15 protein-coding genes are annotated in these 17,492 nt (G+C 67.3%); 5 read left to right on the forward strand and 10 right to left on the reverse strand.

Features of this window, described 5'->3' with window-relative positions; genetic code table 11:
• Positions 1-49 precede the first annotated feature (49 nt).
• The gene (desA, locus tag F3I16_RS02940) at positions 50-1,234 is read left to right on the forward strand and encodes a delta-9 fatty acid desaturase DesA (protein WP_160492259.1); all 1,185 of its coding nucleotides are present in this window, start codon (positions 50-52) and stop codon (positions 1,232-1,234) included.
• Between the two features lie 189 nt (positions 1,235-1,423).
• Positions 1,424-5,209, forward strand: coding sequence for an EAL domain-containing protein (locus tag F3I16_RS02945; protein WP_160492902.1), 3,786 nt, complete (start codon positions 1,424-1,426; stop codon positions 5,207-5,209).
• Positions 5,210-5,246: 37 nt separating this feature from the next.
• Here the strand turns inward: F3I16_RS02945 and rimK are convergent, their stop codons facing one another.
• Both rimK and F3I16_RS02955 read right to left on the reverse strand, forming a co-directional pair.
• Complete coding sequence (gene rimK / locus F3I16_RS02950; protein ID WP_160077161.1) at positions 5,247-6,152, reverse strand: 30S ribosomal protein S6--L-glutamate ligase; 906 nt, start codon at positions 6,150-6,152, stop codon at positions 5,247-5,249.
• Positions 6,149-6,550, reverse strand: a complete 402-nt coding sequence (locus tag F3I16_RS02955) for an ATP-dependent zinc protease (protein ID WP_372239599.1) — start codon at positions 6,548-6,550, stop codon at positions 6,149-6,151. The genes rimK and F3I16_RS02955 overlap by 4 nt, the downstream gene beginning before the upstream one ends.
• A gap of 166 nt (positions 6,551-6,716) precedes the next feature.
• On the opposite strand from F3I16_RS02955, the gene F3I16_RS02960 reads away from it, so the two are divergent.
• The 3 genes from F3I16_RS02960 to F3I16_RS02970 all read left to right on the forward strand — a co-directional run bounded on the left by F3I16_RS02960 (position 6,717) and on the right by F3I16_RS02970 (position 9,928).
• Positions 6,717-7,112: an RNA-binding S4 domain-containing protein gene (locus tag F3I16_RS02960; RefSeq protein ID WP_160492261.1), complete on the forward strand. Its 396-nt coding sequence runs from the start codon at positions 6,717-6,719 to the stop codon at positions 7,110-7,112.
• Between the two features lie 228 nt (positions 7,113-7,340).
• A complete protein-coding gene (gene hslO, locus F3I16_RS02965) occupies positions 7,341-8,228 on the forward strand; it encodes an Hsp33 family molecular chaperone HslO (RefSeq protein ID WP_160492262.1) in 888 nt (295 codons plus the stop codon).
• Between the two features lie 158 nt (positions 8,229-8,386).
• Positions 8,387-9,928: a phosphoenolpyruvate carboxykinase gene (locus F3I16_RS02970; RefSeq protein WP_160492263.1), complete on the forward strand. Its 1,542-nt coding sequence runs from the start codon at positions 8,387-8,389 to the stop codon at positions 9,926-9,928.
• A gap of 64 nt (positions 9,929-9,992) precedes the next feature.
• On the opposite strand, the gene F3I16_RS02975 is transcribed toward F3I16_RS02970, so the two are convergent.
• The 8 genes from F3I16_RS02975 to F3I16_RS03010 all read right to left on the reverse strand — a co-directional run bounded on the left by F3I16_RS02975 (position 9,993) and on the right by F3I16_RS03010 (position 17,420).
• On the reverse strand, positions 9,993-10,418 hold the full coding sequence (locus F3I16_RS02975) for a hypothetical protein (RefSeq protein ID WP_160492264.1): 426 nt from the start codon (positions 10,416-10,418) through the stop codon (positions 9,993-9,995).
• A 463-nt stretch (positions 10,419-10,881) separates the two neighbouring features.
• Positions 10,882-11,205, reverse strand: a complete 324-nt coding sequence (locus tag F3I16_RS02980) for a DUF3392 domain-containing protein (RefSeq protein WP_160077149.1) — start codon at positions 11,203-11,205, stop codon at positions 10,882-10,884.
• Between the two features lie 171 nt (positions 11,206-11,376).
• Entirely contained in the window at positions 11,377-12,537 is a 1,161-nt protein-coding gene (gene hemW / locus F3I16_RS02985) for a radical SAM family heme chaperone HemW (RefSeq protein ID WP_160492265.1), read from the reverse strand.
• Positions 12,534-13,130, reverse strand: coding sequence for an RdgB/HAM1 family non-canonical purine NTP pyrophosphatase (gene rdgB, locus F3I16_RS02990; protein ID WP_160492266.1), 597 nt, complete (start codon positions 13,128-13,130; stop codon positions 12,534-12,536). The genes hemW and rdgB overlap by 4 nt, the downstream gene beginning before the upstream one ends.
• Positions 13,127-13,546 (reverse strand): DUF4426 domain-containing protein, encoded by a 420-nt coding sequence (locus F3I16_RS02995; protein ID WP_160492267.1) that lies wholly within the window; start codon positions 13,544-13,546, stop codon positions 13,127-13,129. Before F3I16_RS02995 ends, rdgB begins: the two co-directional genes overlap by 4 nt.
• Positions 13,547-13,571: 25 nt before the next feature.
• Positions 13,572-14,192 carry a methionine biosynthesis protein MetW gene (metW, locus tag F3I16_RS03000; protein WP_160487872.1) on the reverse strand — a complete coding sequence of 207 codons (621 nt, stop codon included), beginning with the start codon at positions 14,190-14,192 and terminating at the stop codon, positions 13,572-13,574.
• A gap of 3 nt (positions 14,193-14,195) precedes the next feature.
• Positions 14,196-15,335: a homoserine O-acetyltransferase gene (locus F3I16_RS03005; RefSeq protein WP_160492268.1), complete on the reverse strand. Its 1,140-nt coding sequence runs from the start codon at positions 15,333-15,335 to the stop codon at positions 14,196-14,198.
• 96 nt (positions 15,336-15,431) lie between these two features.
• Entirely contained in the window at positions 15,432-17,420 is a 1,989-nt protein-coding gene (locus F3I16_RS03010; RefSeq protein WP_160492269.1) for a dynamin-like GTPase family protein, read from the reverse strand.
• Positions 17,421-17,492 lie beyond the last annotated feature (72 nt).

The following is a 17,492-nucleotide window of genomic DNA, read 5'->3' on the forward strand; positions in this document are numbered from 1 at the left end:
GGTTCGCGTTGCGGGCCGTCTCCCTCTTCCCCGCGAGGCAACACCCTTCATGTGGTACAACGGCTTTCTCGACCTGTCGGTCTGGCAACTGATCGCGGTCACCCTGGTGATGACCCATATCACCATCGTCAGCGTCACAGTCTATCTGCACCGCTACTCGGCGCACCGCGCGCTGGAGCTGCATCCGGCGCTCAAGCACTTCTTCCGTTTCTGGCTGTGGCTGAGCACTGGCCAGAACACCCGCGAGTGGACCGCCATCCACCGCAAGCACCACGCCAAATGCGAAACCGTGGATGACCCGCACAGCCCGGTGATCAAGGGCCTGGGCACCGTGCTGCGTACCGGTGCCGAGCTCTACCAGCAGGAAGCGAAGAACCCGGAGACCCTGCGCATCTACGGCAAGAACTGCCCGGAAGACTGGGTCGAGCGGAATGTCTATTCGCGTTTCCCGACCGGCGGTATCGTGCTGATGGCGATCATCGATCTGGCCCTGTTCGGCGTGCTCGGCATGACCGTGTGGGCGATCCAGATGATGTGGATTCCGGTGTGGGCCGCGGGCGTGATCAACGGCCTCGGCCATGCCGTCGGCTACCGCAACTTCGAGTGCCGCGACGCGGCCACCAACCTGCTGCCCTGGGGCATCCTGATCGGCGGCGAAGAGCTGCACAACAACCATCACACCTACCCCAACAGCGCCAAGCTGTCGGTGAAGAAGTGGGAGTTCGACATGGGCTGGGCCTGGATCCAGCTGTTCAGCGCCCTGCGCCTGGCCAAGGTGCAGCGCGTGGCGCCGATCGCCCACCGCGTGGCAGGCAAGCGCAACCTGGACATGGATACCGCCATGGCCATCCTCAACAACCGTTTCCAGATCATGGCGCAGTACCGCAAGCTGGTCATCGCGCCGCTGGTCAAGCAGGAGCTGGCCAAGGCCGACGAGTCGGTACGCCACCAGTTCCGCCGCGCCAAGCGCCTGCTGTCGCGCGAGACCAGCCTGCTCGACGAGGGCCACCAGGCACGCATCCAGCGCATGCTGGAGCAGAGCCAGGCGCTCAAGGTGATCTACGAGAAGCGTCTGGCCCTGCAGCAGATCTGGGTCAAGACCAGCAGCAACGGCCACGACATGCTCGAGGCGATCAAGCAGTGGGTGAACGAGGCCGAGGCCAGCGGCATCCAGTCGCTGCGCGAGTTCGCCGAACAGCTGAAAACCTACTCGCTGCGACCGGCCACGGCCTGAGTCCGGCAGTAGCGAAAAGCCCGCCTTCCGGCGGGCTTTTTCGTTCCGGGGCTCGGCGCAGGCGGCGGGTCGCCGGGCTCCAGCGCGCCGCCAGGCTGTCCTGATCGGCGGTTAGCGGCCCCGCCAACTCCTGGGTCCGGGCGCGTAGCGCTGATCTATGCTGCTTGAGTGAATCAGCGCGAGGTCAGCATGGCCGTGGAGTCGGATCGACTGCCCGGGTGGAGTTGGTGGTTGCCGCTGCCACTGTTCCACCTGGGAACCTGGTTGTCCTTGTCGAGCCAGTTCGTCAGTGGCGCGGCGCTCTGGTACCTGCCGTTCGCCCTGGGCCTGACCCTCGTGCTGTGGTGGGGGCCGCGGGTGTTGCCAGCGCTGTACCTCAACGCCGCGCTCAGCATTCCGCTGTGGGGCCTGGACTGGCACTGGGCGCCGCTCTACGCGCTGCCGGAAACCCTGGGGGTCGGCCTCGCCTGGCTGCTGCTGCGCCGGCCCGATTTCGATGCCGCGCTGGCCAGCGTGCCCAGCCTGATGCGCTTCATCCTGCTCGGTGTGCTGCTGCCGGTCGCCCTGGTGGCGCTTGGCGTACAGGGCAATCTGCTGCTGACCGGGGTGCTGGCGGGCGGGCACTGGTGGCCGGCGACCCTGACCCTGTGGCTGGCTGACAGCCTGGCCAGCTTCGGCGTGGCCCTGCCCCTGCTGGCCCTGCTGACGCCCTGGTTGCGCCGGCGTGGCTGGGCCCGTCCGGGGCCGCAGGCCGCCGCGAGCAGCCCGCTGACGGCGCCGCCCTGGTGGGCGCTGCTCGGCCTGCTGCTGAGCCTGCCGCTGCTGCTGTTCAGCCTGCCGCCGCTGCTGGTCCTGCCGCTGATCGGCGTGATGATGCTGCTGTTGGCGCTGCTCTTGGGTTTCAGCGGCGCGCTCTGGGGCGCGGTGCTGACGGCGCTGTCGGTGCTCGCCCTGCCGCTGGCCGGCGACCTGGGGCTGGGCGGCGACTGGCAGAGCCCGCAGCGCCTGGAAATGCACTTCAGCGTGCTGCTGCTGGTGGTCGCCGCCCTGCTGGTCGGGCGCGCCCTCAGCGACCTGCGCCACACCCTGCAGCGCAGCGCGGCGATGCAGAAGGAGCTGGCCCTGGCCAACCTGGCCTTGCAGGCCTGCCCGCTCGGCGTATCGATTTCCGATGCGCGCCGCCCCGGCAATCCCTTCATCTATTGCAACCCGGCGCTGGAGCGGATCAGCGGCTACCGCCGCGAGGAGATCCTCGGCAGCGCCAGCCGCCTGCTGCTGGCCGGCAAGGAGGACCACGGCGCCCTGTTGCGCGCGCGCCAGGCGCTCAGCCGCGGCCTGCCGCACCAGGAGGTGCTGCGCAACTACCGCAAGAATGGCGAGGAGTTCTGGAACGAGGTGATCATCGCGCCGCTGCTCGACGAGCACGGCAAGGTCAGCCATTTCGTCGCCCTCAACCATGACGTCAGCGAGCGCGAGCGCCTGGCGGAAGAGCTGGCCAGGGGCCGCGAGGAGCTGCTGCGGCAGACCCATCTGCTGTCGCAGACCGAGGCGATCGCCGATATCGGCGGCTGGGTGCTGGAGATGGCCGACCAGCGCATGTACTGGACCGACGGCTGCTTCCGCATGAACGAGATGGACCCGGCCGGCGGCGCGCCCTCGCTGCAGGTGGCCCTGAGCCGCTACGACCGCGAGAGCCGCCGGCTCATCGAGCAGACCCTGGCGCAGATCATGCGCAGCGGCCAGGCCTTCGACATGGAGGTACGCCTGTCCGGGGCCCGCGGCACCTCGCGCTGGGTGCGCCTGAAGGGCTTTCCGGAAATGGACGGCCAGCGCATGGTGCGCCTGTACGGCGCGATCCAGGACATCAGCGCGCGCAAGCGGGCCGAGCAGCAGCTGCGCGAGCGCGACGAATGGCTGCGCCTGTTCTTCGAGGCGCCGCTGATCGGCATGGCCATGATCAACCCGCAGGGGCGGTGGCTGGAGGTCAACTACAAGCTGTGCCAGATCCTCGGGCGCAGCCGCGAGGAGCTGCGCAACAGCAGCTGGCGGCGGATCACCCATGCCGAGGACGTGCCCCGCGAGGCGGCGCTGTTCGATGCGATCAACCGCGGCGAGCGTGACGACTACGAGCTGGAGAAACGCTTCCTGCGCCGCGACGGCTCGGTGCTCTACAGCCGCCTGAGCCTGCGCGCGGTGCGCGAGCAGGACGGCAAGCTGGAAGCCTGCCTGGTCCTGATCGAGGACATCACCGAGCGGCACGAGGCGCAGGCGCGTTACCGCACCCTGGTGGAGCATGCCCCGGAGGCCATCGTGCTGTTCAGCCCCAAGGGCGGCATCATCGAGGCCAACGAGAATGCCCTGCGCCTGTTCAAGCTCAGCCACGCCGAGCTGCTGGGCAAGGGCCTGTTCGAGCTGAGCCCGCCCCGCCAGGCCAATGGCGAGGAGTCCGCACCGCTGGCGCGCGAGTACCTGGATGCCGCGATCAATGGCGGCACCCCGGTGTTCGAGTGGCTGCATCGCGACAGCGTCGGCCATCTGCTGCCCTGCGAGGTGCGCCTGGTACGCATGCCCGGCCAGCCGCTGCTGATCCGCGGCAGCATCACCGATATCTCCGAACGCCAGCGCTACCAGCGCGAGATCGAACGCCTGGCCTACAGCGACGAGCTGACCGGCCTGCCCAACCGTCGCCTGCTGCAGGACCGTTTGCAGCAGGCCATGGCCCGCGAACAGCGCGAGGAGCGCTTCGGCGCCTTGCTGTTCATCGACCTCGACCACTTCAAGACGGTCAACGACAGCCTCGGCCATCCCAGCGGCGATGCCCTGCTCAAGGCGGTCAGCGACCGCCTGAGCGGCTGCCTGCGCGCCGAGGACACCCTGGCCCGGCTGGGCGGCGACGAGTTCGTGGTGCTCCTGGAAAACCTCGCCAGCAGCCCGACGCAGGCCGCCGAGTACGCCGCCGAGGTGGGCGAGAAGCTGCTGGCCAGCCTGCAGGGCAGCTACCTGATCCACGGCCACGAGCTGGCGGTCAGCGCCAGCATCGGCATCACCCTGCACCCGCTGCCGGGGCAGGGCGCCGCCGATGCGCTGAAGCAGTCGGACACCGCCATGTACCAGGCCAAGCAGGGCGGGCGCAATGCCCTGCACTTCTTCGCCCCGGAGATGCAGGCGGTGATCGACCAGCGCCTGCTGCTGCAGAGCGAGCTGCGCCAGGCGATGAGCCGCGACCAGCTGTACCTGGTGTTCCAGCCGCAGCTGGAACTGGCCGACGGCGCGGTCGCCGGTGCCGAGGTGCTGCTGCGCTGGCAGCACCCGGAGCGCGGCGAGATCCCGCCGAGCCAGTTCATCCCCCTGGCCGAGGAAACCGGGCTGATCCAGGAACTCGGTAACTGGGTGCTGGAGCAGGCCTGCGCCCGCCTGGCGAGCTGGCAGGCGCGCTGGCCGCAGCTGGTGCTGGCGCTCAACCTCAGCCCGCGCGAGCTGCGCCAGCCGGACTGCGCCGAGCGCATCAATGCCTGCCTGCTGCGCCACGGCCTGCCGGCCAGTGCGCTGGAGCTGGAGATCACCGAGGGCGTGCTGCTGGAGGATGTCGAACGCTGCATCGCCGCCATGCAGGCGCTCAAGCAGCTGGGCATCCGCTTCGCCATCGACGACTTCGGTACCGGCTATTCGTCGCTGACCTACCTCAAGCGCCTGCCGCTGGACCGGCTGAAGATCGATCGCAGCTTCATCCATGACCTGCAAAGCGATGCCAGCGGGCAGATGCTGGTCGAGACCATTCTGCTGATCGCCCGCAACCTGGGGCTGGCGTGCGTGGCCGAAGGCATCGAGAACGAGGCGCAGCTGGGCTGGCTGCGCAGCCGCGGTTGCGCCCTGGGGCAGGGCTACCACTTTGCCCGGCCGCTGGCCGAGGCGGAGTTTCTGCAGTGGATGCAGGCGTACCACGCCGGGCGCGACCCGGCCGCGGCGGCTGGCTAGGCTCGGGGCTCGGCGGCCTGGGGGGCGGGCCGCGCCTTCAGCCCTTGCCTTTGGTCCGGGTCAGGTGCGGGCCGCCGTTTTTCTCGATGTACTGGATGATCATCCCGGCCACGTCCTTGCCGGTGGTGGTCTCGATGCCTTCCAGGCCAGGGGAGGAGTTCACCTCCATCACCAGCGGGCCGTGGTGGGAGCGCAGGATGTCGACCCCGGCCACCGACAGGCCCATGACCTTGGCCGCGCGGATGGCGGTCATGCGCTCTTCCGGGGTGATCTTGATCAGGCTGGCCGAACCGCCGCGGTGCAGGTTGGAGCGGAATTCGCCGGGCTTGGCCTGGCGCTTCATCGCCGCGATCACCTTGTCGCCGACCACGAAGCAGCGGATGTCGGCGCCGCCGGCTTCCTTGATGTACTCCTGGACCATGATGTTCTGCTTGAGGCCCATGAAGGCCTCGATCACCGATTCGGCGGCCTTTTCCGTCTCGCAGAGCACCACGCCGATGCCCTGGGTGCCTTCCAGCACCTTGATCACCAGCGGCGCGCCGTTGACCATCTGGATCAGGTCGGGGATGTCGTCCGGCGAGTGGGCGAAGCCGGTCACCGGCAGGCCGACGCCGCGCCGCGAGAGCAGCTGCAGCGAGCGCAGCTTGTCGCGCGAGCGGCTGATGGCCACCGACTCGTTGAGCGGGAACACGCCCATCATCTCGAACTGGCGCAGCACCGCGCAGCCGTAGAAGGTCACCGAGGCGCCGATGCGCGGGATCACCGCGTCGAAGTTCTCCAGCGGGCGGCCGCGGTAGTGGATCTGCGGCTTGTGGCTGGCGATGTTCATGTAGGCGCGCAGGGTGTCGATCACTACCACTTCATGGCCGCGTTCGGTGCCGGCCTCCACCAGGCGACGGGTCGAATACAGGCGCGGGTTGCGCGACAGGATGGCAATCTTCATTGAGCACCGGAAGGCAGGGAAAGCTGGGGTTTGTCTTGCACGTAGGTCAGCGCCGGGTTGACCACCAGTTGGCCGTCGACCAGCGCCTTGGAGCCGAGCAGCACGCGGTAGCGCATGGTCTTGCGGCAGGCCAGGGTGAACTCCACCGGCCACAGGCGATCGCCCAGCGCCAGCTGGGTACGGATCACGTAGCGGGTCTGGGCCTGGCCGTTGGAGCTCCTGATGGTCTTCACCGTCACCAGTGGCGCCTCGCAGCGATGGCGGCGCTGCACCTGGGTGCCGAGGTGGGCGGTGAAGCGCACCCAGGGTTCACCGTCACGGTCGAACGGCTGGATATCGCTGGCGTGCAGGGTCGAGGTGCTGGCACCGGTGTCGATTTTGCCGCGCAGGCCGACCATGCCCAGCTCGGGCAGGTTGATCCATTCGCGCAGGCCGATGACGGCGAGATGGTCGAAAGTCTTCAATGCAGGCTTTCTCCGGAAGTTGCGGGCATTCTAGTAGGCCCATGTGACAACTGCATCAGGCAAGATTCAGCGTCATGACCGATCTCTTGGCGAGGGCACGATGAGCGATAAAGACCCAGACAAGGTGCGCCTGGACAAATGGCTGTGGGCGGCGCGTTTCTACAAGACCCGCGCCCTGGCCAAGGAAGCCATCGAGGGTGGCAAGGTGCATTGCCGCGGCGAGCGCTGCAAGCCGGGCAAGGAGCCGCGGATCGGCGACGAATACGTCATCCGCACCGGCTTCGAGGAGCGCACGGTGCGCGTGCTCGCGCTGTCCATGGTGCGCCGCGGGGCGCCGCAGGCGCAGCTGCTGTACGAGGAGACTGCCGACAGCCGGCAGCACCGCGAGGCCGCGGCCGAGCTGCGCAAGGCCGGCGCCCTGGGCCTGCAGACCGACGGCCGGCCGAGCAAGAAGCAGCGCCGCCAGCTGCAGCAGTTCCGCGGCGGGCAGGACTGAGAGCCTGTTCACGATCTCCTGTCCGTCGGCCATACCGCGTTAAAAGCAGGCTCGGAATGCTCATTTACAGCTCGTAAACTCCGCTTCCTCGCCTGTTTTTGCCTTGTCTGGCTCTAGTCCAAAAGATCGTGAACAGGCTCTGAGAGGCGGGCGCTGGACAGCCGGGCCTTGGTCGCGCCGGGCTTTGCGCCTAAAATCGCCAACCCTGAAACCAAGCAGAGTCCGGGCATGACCGATTTCACTCAACGTTTCCTGTTCGACGACTCCGATGTGCGCGGCGAACTGGCCAGCCTTGGCGAGAGCTACCAGCACGTGCTGGCCAAGCATCCCTACCCGCAGCCGGTGGCCCAGCTGCTCGGCGAAATGCTCGCCGCCGCCGCGCTGCTGGTCGGTACCCTGAAGTTCGATGGCCTGCTGATCCTGCAGGCGCGTTCCAACGGCCCGGTGCCGCTGCTGATGATCGAGATCTCCAGCAAGCGTGAAGTGCGCGGCATCGCCCGCTACGACGCCGAGCAGATCAAGGCCGATGCCGGCCTGCGCGAACTGATGCCCGAAGGCAGCCTGGCGCTGACCATCGACCACCAGCAGGGCCAGCGCTACCAGGGCATCGTCGGCCTGGAAGGCGACAGCCTGGCCGATTGCCTGTCCGACTACTTCGCCAGCTCCGAGCAGCTGCCCACCCGCTTCTGGCTGCATGCCGACGGCCGCCGCGCCCGCGGCCTGCTGTTGCAGCAGTTGCCGGCCGACCGCCTGCCGGACCCCGAGGAGCGGGCGGCCAGCTGGGAACACCTGCTGACCCTGGCCAACACCCTGAGCGCCGAGGAACTGCTGGGGCTCGATAACGAAACTGTGCTGCACCGCCTGTATCACCAGGAAGCCCTGCGCCTGTTCGACCCGCTGCCCCTGCAGTTCCGCTGCAGCTGCTCGCGCGAGCGTTCGGCGCGGGCGCTGATCAGCCTGGGGCGGGAAGATGCCGAGCTGCTGCTCGGCGAGCATGGCGGGCAGGTGGAAATCGATTGCCAGTTCTGCAACCAGCGCTATGCCTTCGATGCGGCCGATGTGGCGCAGCTGTTCGCCAGCGGCGATACCCAGGCGCCCTCGGCGACCCGGCACTGATGCTATAGCGTGCGTCTATCGGTTAGTTCGGTAGACAAGAGGCTGCCAAAAAGCCGGCTTTTCTGGCATACTCCCGCGACTTTTTTATCGCTGTAGCGAAGCCAGCGGCTTACTACACAACGTTTGGAAGACTCGGCCAGCCGCCGACGGGGACCCTCATGACGCAAGCCAACACCGCCGTTTACACCGATATCAGCGTTGCCCAACTGGTCGAAGAGGCCATTCGCCGTGGCGAAGGCGAGCTGGCCGCCAATGGCGCGCTGGTTGTGCGTACCGGTCATCGCACCGGCCGCTCCCCGGCTGACCGTTACATCGTGCAGGAGCCGAGCAGCGAGGCGAAAATCGCCTGGGGCAACATCAACCGTCCGTTCCCGGCCGACAAGTTCGATGCCCTGTGGGATCGCGTCGAGGAATTCAACCGCGGCCAGGATCGCTTCGTCTCCCACGTGCATGTCGGCTCTGCCGCCGAGCACTACCTGCCGGTCAAGATGACCACCGCCACCGCCTGGCAGAACCTGTTCGGCCGCCAGCTGTTCATCGAGCCGCAGACCTACAACCCGGCCGGCAAGGACGAGTGGAAGGTGCTCAACGTGCCCAACTTCGAGTGCGTGCCGGAGCGTGACGGCACCAACTCCGACGGCTGCGTGATCATCAACTTCGCCGCCAAGAAGGTCCTGCTGGCCGGCATGCGCTACGCCGGTGAAATGAAGAAGGCCATGTTCTCCGTGCAGAACTTCCTGCTGCCGGAAAAAGACGTGCTGCCGATGCACTGCGCCGCCAACATCGGCGAAGAAGGCGACGTGACCCTGTTCTTCGGCCTGTCCGGCACCGGCAAGACCACCCTGTCCGCTGACGAAAGCCGCTACCTGATCGGTGACGACGAGCACGGCTGGGGCGAAGGCGTGGTGTTCAACATCGAAGGCGGTTGCTATGCCAAGTGCATCGACCTGTCCGAGAAGAACGAGCCGGTGATCTGGAAAGCCATCCAGTTTGGCGCCGTGCTGGAAAACGTGGTGCTCGACGAGAACCGCGTGCCGGACTACACCGATGACAGCCTGACCCAGAACAGCCGTGCCGCCTACCCGCTGGAGCACGTCGAGAAGCGCAGCGAGAAGAACCTCGGCGGCGAGCCGAATGCGGTGATCTTCCTGACCTGCGACCTGACTGGCGTACTGCCGCCGGTGTCGATCCTGAACAACGAGCAGGCGGCCTACCACTTCCTGTCCGGCTACACCGCGCTGGTCGGTTCCACCGAAATGGGCAGCGGCAGCGGCATCAAGTCGACCTTCTCCACCTGCTTCGGTGCGCCGTTCTTCCCGCGCCCGGCTGGCGAATACGCCGAGCTGCTGATCAAGCGCATCAATGGTTTCGGCTCCAAGGTCTACCTGGTCAACACCGGCTGGACCGGCGGTGGTTACGGCGTCGGCAAGCGCTTCAACATTCCGACCACCCGTGGCGTGATCGCGGCCATCCAGAGCGGCGCGCTGATCGGTGCCGAAACCGAGCACCTGCCGCTGATCAACCTGGACGTGCCGAAGGCCGTGCCGGGCGTCGAGACCAACCTGCTCAACCCGCGCAACACCTGGGCCGACCAGAACGCCTACGACGAGGCCGCCAAAGGCCTGGCCAAGCTGTTCATCGAGAACTTCAAGAAGTTCGACGTATCCGACGCCATCCGCAACGCCGGCCCGCAGCTCTAAGCTGACAGCGCCATAGAAAAAGCCGCCCTCGGGCGGCTTTTTTGTGCGCTGCTGGCGGTGCAGATCAGGCACGGGTGGCTACGTACGGTTCCGGCGCTGCCGGTTTTGCCTCTGGCCGCTCGACGCGGCGGGTGTTGCTCGCGATGTCCTGTGCCAGCTGGTTGCGACGGACCTCGTCACGCAGTTGCAGCGCTGTTCCCACCGCGCCCGGCTGGCTGTCGATCTCGCCTTCGCTGGCGACCGCCAGATAGGTACCGATTTGCCGTTGCTGGCTGGTGGCGCTGTACAACTGGGTGGCGGCGCTACGCCGGTTGGACTGGCTCAGTGCCTGACTGTCCTGTTGCTCGGCGACTCGATCAGCAGCGCGGTCGACTGCGCGGTTCACCTGTTCCGGGCTGCCCGGAGTCTCGGGTGATGCGACGGCCTGGCCGGCTTTCTTGATGATCTGGGTCGAGAGCGGCAGGTTGCCGCTGTACCCGGATACCTGCATGCCCTACCTCCTGTGTGGCCCTACTGAATTCAATCTACCTCGCCCGCGGCAGGTCCGTTAGATGGATTGGCGATAGTGCAGCGGATGGATTGTCTCGTTGGTTTTTCGCCACCGCGCACGGGGCTGTAGCCGCGCCCTGGCGGCACGGCCTTGCGCCGCATCGCCGGCTAGGCGGGTTGCGGCAGCAGGCTCTTGTGCCCTTCGCGGACGATGTTGTCCGCCAGGGCGCCTGGGCTGAGCAGGCTGGCGAGGATCAGCAGCAGCGGGGCGATGCGCTTCATGGTGCCTCCGGGGTGGGCCGGTGGGGAGGACTGCCAGGCGACCGTCCGGGCGCAGCCGGTGGCAGCGCGGACAGGCTCATGGGCGGATGGCCAGCGGCATCCGCCTGGTTACACAGAAAAGGCGATCAGCGGCTTTTGTGCAAGGCCGCGCGCGAACAAGGTGCTCCGCGCGGTGGGCGGGTTCAGCTGCGGTCGGCCAGCACGCCGATCAGGAAGAACACCAGCAACAGCACCGGCGCCAGGGTGAAGTTGTTGAAGTAGCCCAGGCCCTGGGCCAGCCAGGGGGTGAGAAAGACGATGGCCAGGCCGTAGCCGACCGCGCAGACCAGGACGAAGATCAGCGTGCGCAGGAAGAAGTTGAAGCTGCTGATCGAGCGTTGCACCCAGGCATTGATACCCGGCCCGAACAGCACGAACAGGGTGGCCATGATGGCCAGGGAAATGTCGTGCAGGTTGCCGCGGCACCAGCGCGACAGGGTGGTGATCAGGTCGAGCAGCAGATCCATCGGTGGTCCTTATTGTGGGCGGTAGGCGAGCGTGCCTGGCAGTTTACCGTCTGTCGCCCGGGGCGGGGTAGGTTGGGTTGAGCACAGCGAAGCCCAACGGCGGACGGATGGGGGCACGGCGTTGCCGCACCCTCGCTCGTTGGGCTTCGGCACTGCGTGCCTCAACCCAACCTACGGCAGGAAGTGCTGCAGCAGATCGTTGAGGAACAGCTGGCCTTCGCGGGTGGCGACCAGGCGCGTCGGGTCGGCCAGCAGCAGCTTGCGCGATTCGGCTTCGCGGCGGGCCGCGGCCAGTTGCGTCAGGGGCAGGCCGGTGCGCGCGGTGAACAGGCTGGCGGGTACGCCTTCGGTCAGGCGCAGCGCATTCATCAGGAACTCGAACGGCAGCTCGTCGGCGGTCAGCAGGCGTTCGCCGGCCTGGAAGGCCTTGGCCGGGTCGAGGTAGTCTTTGGGCAGGCGGGTCTTCCAGCTGCGCGCGATCTGCCCGGCCGGGCTGCTCAGCTTGGCGTGGGCACCGGCACCGATGCCGAGGAAGTCGCCGAAGGTCCAGTAGTTGAGGTTGTGCCGCGCCGCCTGGCCGGCCTGGGCGTAGGCGGAGACCTCGTACTGGGCGTAGCCCTGCTCGGCCAGCAGGGCCTGGCCGGCTTCCTGGATGTCCCACAGCAGGTCGTCTTCCGGCAGCGCCGGCGGCTGGCTCCAGAACACCGTGTTGGGCTCCATGGTCAGCTGGTACCAGGACAGGTGGGTCGGCCCCTGAGCGATGGCGGTGCGCAGGTCGAACAGGGCGTCCTCGATGCTCTGCTCGGGCAGGCCGTGCATCAGGTCGAGGTTGAAGTTGTCGAAACCGGCGGCGCGCGCCATATCGGCGGCTCGCACGGCCTCATTACCGTCGTGGATGCGGCCGAGGGCCTTGAGCTTGGCCTGCTGGAAGCTCTGCACGCCGATCGACAGGCGATTGATGCCGAGGCGCCGGTAATCGCGGAACTTGGCCTGCTCGAAGGTCCCGGGGTTGGCTTCCAGGGTGATCTCGATGTCACGGGCAAAATGCACGCGCCGCTCGACGCCTTCCAGCAGGCGGCTCAGGGTGCGGGCCGAGAACAGGCTGGGGGTGCCGCCGCCGAAGAAGATCGAGGAAAGCTCGCGGCCGTGGACATGGCCGAGGTCGGCGTCCAGGTCGGCCAGCAGGGCGTCGACATAGTCCTCTTCCGGCAGCGTGGGGCCGGCGGCGTGGGAGTTGAAGTCGCAGTACGGGCATTTGCGCACGCACCACGGGATGTGGATGTACAGGGCAAGGGGCGGGAGCTGGAAGCCCCCGCCGCTGAGCGGGCTCATGCCAGCCCCAGGCGCTGCTTGAGCAGGGCCATGGCGCGGGCGCGGTGGCTGAGCTGGTTCTTCTCGATCGCGGTCAGCTCGGCGCTGGAGCAGCCGCGTTCGGCGACCCAGAACAGTGGGTCGTAGCCGAAGCCATGCTCGCCGCACGGCGCGTGCAGGATGCTGCCGTGCCAGAGGCCCTCGCAGAGGATCGGCAGCGGGTCGTCGGCGTGTCGCACCAGAGCCAGGGCACAGACGAACTGGGCGCCGCGCTCGGCGTCCGGCACAGCCTTGAGCGCTTCCAGCAGCTTGGCGTTGTTGGCCGCGTCACCCTGGCCATCGGCATAGCGCGCCGAGTAGATGCCGGGTGCGCCGCCGAGGCAATCCACGGCCAGCCCCGAGTCGTCGGCCAGCGCCGGCAGGCCGGACACCCGGGCGGCATGGCGGGCCTTGAGGATGGCGTTCTCGACGAAGGACAGGCCGGTTTCCTCCGGCTCCACACTGGAGAACTCGCCGATCGCGCGCACGCGCACGGCGTCGCCGAGCATGGCCTGGAGTTCCTTGAGTTTGCCGGCGTTGTGGCTGGCCAGCACGAGTTCGGTGAGCTGCATCATTCGTCCGGAAACACTTCCTGGTCAAAGCTGAAACTCTGCGGCGCGGCATCGCCGACCTGCAGGTTGAGGGTGAAGTTGAGCATTTCGCGCTCGCGCAGCGGGAACTCGGCCAGGTAGTACACCGCGCCGCTTTCCAGCACCTGCTTGAAGCTCAGGGCGCTGGTCTGGCCGAGCAGGTTCTTCACCTGGCCGCTGACCTGGGCTGGTACGCCTTTGCCGGCCTTGAGCGCGGCGACGTTGACCACGCCGGTGGTCTTGCTGCGGTTCAGGCCCGCCGCGGCGGCGATATCCGGCTGCAGGAAGCTGGAGTTGAACACGCTGTAATGCACATCCAGGTCGCCGAAGCTCTGCTTGCGTTCGGCGAAGGCGGGCAGGGCGACGAGCAGGCACAGCAGCAGGGAAGCGAGGCGAGGCATGGTGGTTCTCCTGGACGTCAGGGGGTTAGAGGGCTACGCGGTGATCGGCCAGGCCGGGCCCGCTGACGCGATAGATGCCGATCTCTCCCATCAGATTAGGCCAAAGCTTGCTGCCCAGGCTGTGCCGGTGTTCGTGGTCCACCGCCAGGCGTTCCTCGACCCGGGCGCCCAGCTGCAGGCATAGGCGCTCGAAGTCGGCGAAGGTGCAGAAGTGGATGTTCGGCGTGTTGTACCAGGTGTAGGGCAGGAACTCCGACACCGGCATGCGGCCGTTGCGCGCCAGGTACCAGCGACAGTGCCAGTGGCCGAAGTTGGGGAAGGTGATGATGCAGGTCTTGCCGACCCGCAGCATTTCCGCCAGCACCTTGTCCGGGTAGCGCAGGGCCTGCAGCGACTGGGTCATGACCACCACGTCGAAGCTGTTGCTGGCGAAGTTGCCCAGGCCCTGGTCGAGGTCCTGCTCGATCACGTTGACCCCGCGCTCGATGCAGGTGGCGATCTTGTCGCCGTCGATCTCCAGGCCGTAGCCGCTGACCTGCTTGTTGGCGTGCAGCCAGGCCAGCAGTTCGCCGTCGCCGCAGCCGAGGTCGAGCACGCGGCTGCCGGCGGGGATCCATTCCTGGATGATGTCCAGATCTGCGCGCATGGCTTATACCTCGATCCGTTTCATGTAACCGCCGAAGGCCTGCAGGTAGCGCGGGATCGGGATGAGAAAGGCGTCGTGGCCCTGCGGCGCGTCGATTTCCAGGTAGCTGACGTTCTTCTTCGCCGCCAGCAGGGCGTCGACGATTTCCCGCGAGCGCGCCGGCGAGAAGCGCCAGTCGGTGGTGAAGGACATCACGCAGAAGTCGGCCTGGGCCACCGCCAGGGTCTTGGCCAGGTCGCCGCCCTGGGCGGCGGCCGGATCGAAGTAGTCCAGCGCCTTGGTCATCAGCAGGTAGGTATTGGCGTCGAAGCGCCCGGAGAATTCCTCGCCCTGGTAGCGCAGGTAGCTTTCCACCTGGAACTCGACGCTGTGGAAGTCATAGTTGAGCTTGTCGGTTTTCAGCTCGCGGCCGAATTTCTCGCCCATGGCGTCGTCCGACAGGTAGGTGATGTGGCCGACCATGCGCGCCAGCATCAGGCCGCGTTTGGGGATCACGCCCTGTTCCTGGAAGTGCCCGCCGTGGAAGTCCGGATCGGTGAGGATCGCCTGGCGCGCCACTTCGTTGAAGGCGATGTTCTGCGCCGACAGCTTGGGCGCCGAGGCGATGGCCAGGCAGTGACGCACACGCTCGGGGTAGCTGATGCTCCACTGCAGCGCCTGCATGCCGCCCAGGCTGCCGCCGATCACCGCGGCCCAGCGGTCGATGCCGAGCCGGTCGGCCAGGCGCGCCTGGCTGTGCACCCAGTCTTCCACGGTCATCACCGGGAAGTCGGCGCCGTAGACCTTGCCGGTGGCCGGGTTGAGGCTGCCGGGGCCGGTGGAGCCGTTGCAGCCGCCGAGGTTGTTGAGGCTGACGACGAAGAACTTGTTGGTGTCGATCGGTTTGCCGGGGCCGATGCAGCTGTCCCACCAGCCCGGCTTGCGCTCGTCCGCGCGGTGGTAGCCGGCGGCGTGGTGATGCCCGGACAGCGCATGGCAGATCAGCACGGCGTTGCTCGCCGCGGCGTTCAGCGTGCCGTAGGTCTCGTAGATCAGCTGGTAGTCGGCCAGCGTGCGCCCGCAAACCAGGGGCAGCGGCTCGGCAAAGTGCACAGTCTGCGGTGTGACCAGACCGACGGAATCTTCGGGAAAGGCTGTCGGCATCGACCCTGCTCTCGATCAAGGAAGTGCAGCAGTCTAAAGACCGGGGCCCCCAGCGGCAAGCGCCGCGGGGGCCCTAAGGCCTTGAATGGAAAGGCTCTACGCCGGGTCGCCGGCCCCTTGCTGGCGGGCTGCGCCGGGCAGGGTGACGACCTTGCCCTGGCGCTGGATCGGCGCCGGGCGGCGCAGCGCGCGGAGCATGTCGCTGGCCTGGCCCAGCTGGGTTTCCAGTTCGCCGATATAGCGCGCCAGTTGCTGGCCGCGCTGGCGCGCCTGCTGAGTGTCCTGGGCCAGGGCCTTGAGCCGCAGCATGTGGGTTTCCAGCAGCTGCTTGTGCTCCAGGGTGTGCTGCATCAGCGGCATCAGCGCGTCGCTGGCCCACTGCTCGGCCTCGTGGCGCAGGCGCTGGTGCAGGCCGATGACTTCCTGCACCAGGGTGGCGAAGAAGCGCCGGGTCAGGATCTTCTGCTCGGTGAGCAGGGTCTTCAGGTGCAGGCGGAACTGGTCGGCCTTGGCCTGCAGCTGCTGCAGCTCGCGCAGGTAGCGGCGGCTGTTGAACTGCGGCGCGTCGACGCCGTGCAGCGGGTTTTCCTCGTTGTGCCGGCGGTAGATGGCGGCGACCATCTTGTTGGCCATCTCGGCTTCCTGGGCCAGGTTGCCGAGGTCGTGTTCGACGTTGTGGAAGAACTGCAGGATCGCCTGGTTGATGCCGAAGGTGGTCCAGCTGCCGCTCAGGCCCTCGCGGACCCGCGCCAGGTGGGCTTCCAGGCGGTCCGGGAGGACGGCGGCGCGCAGCAGGTCGCCCTGGCGCTTGAGCAGGCGCTGGTTGGTCTTCAGGCCGAGCAGGCGCTTGTGGTGCTGGCTGTGGTCTTCCTTGGTCTTGGCGGTCAGCTCGAAGAGCATCTGGCCGTTGTCCTGCTGGTGGCTGGAGAGCAGTTCCTGCTGCTCGCGCACCTTGGCCAGGCGCAGGTTGAGCACGTGCTGGCTGTTGTTGAGCAGGGCCAGCACCTGGTTGACCACGCGGTCTTCGAGCAGGCGTTCCTTCTGCGCGACGATGCGTTCGCACAGCAGGCTTTCCAGGTCGCCGAGCTGGCTGCGCGCGAGCAGCGCCTCGTCCTTGCGCACCTTGGCCAGCATGGCCTGCTTGGCCGACAGCGGCAGCACGCTGTCGGCACCGATGCCCAGCTGGCGCGCGGTGGCGTGGCGGATCTGGCTGATGGCGTGGTGCACGAACTGCTCGCCGGCGAGGTCGTCCCACAGCACGTCGATCTTGTTCAGCACGGCGAACAGGCTGGACTGGGTGTCTTCGTCGAGCTGGCGGATATGCTGCTGCCAGATCGCCATGTCGCTGGCGGTGACGCCGGTGTCGGCGGCCAGCAGGAAGATGATCGCCTGGGCGCTGGGCAGCATCGACAGGGTCAGTTCCGGTTCGCTGCCGAGGGCGTTCAGGCCGGGCGTGTCGAGGATGCGCAGGCCCTGGCGCAGCAGCGGATGGTCGAAGTTGACAATGGCGTGGCGCCAGGCCGGTACCAGCACCTGGCCGGGCTTGCCGGCGCTTTCCAGCATGTCCGGGTGGAAACCGAGCTGGATCGCCTGTTCCACCGGCATCGGCTTGGTCTTCGCCACCTGGCTGAAGGCCTGCACCATGTTGTCCGGGTCGCTGGTGTCCAGCGGGATGTTCACCCAGTGCCGCGGAATGCGCTTGAACTGCGCCACGCTGGCCGAGGCGGTGCGCGTCTCGATCGGCAGCAGGCGGATGTAGGAGCGCTCGGAGCGCGGGTCGAAGAGCAGCTCGGTCGGGCACATGGTGGTGCGCCCGGCCTGGGACGGCAGCATGCGCTGGCCGTACTCGGAGAAGAACAGGCTGTTGATCAGCTCGGTCTTGCCGCGGGAGAACTCGCCGACGAAGGCCAGGGTGATGTGGTCGGTGCGCAGCAGGCGCAGGGCCCGCTCCAGGCGGGTGTCGAGCGCTTCCGAGCCGAGCCGGTTGTGCGCCAGCCAGCTGCGGTAACGGGTGATCTCGCGCATCAGCTCGCGCTTCCAGGCGACGTAGGCGTCTACCTGCTGACTGAGACGTTCCATGCTCATCCGGGCTTCTCCTCTCGGGTAACGCATCCTGCGTGGGTCGTGGGTGGCGAGGGCGGCAGACTGTCGTGCGGC

Source organism: Pseudomonas sp. L-22-4S-12 (assembly GCF_009799935.1).
Classification (GTDB): domain Bacteria; phylum Pseudomonadota; class Gammaproteobacteria; order Pseudomonadales; family Pseudomonadaceae; genus Aquipseudomonas.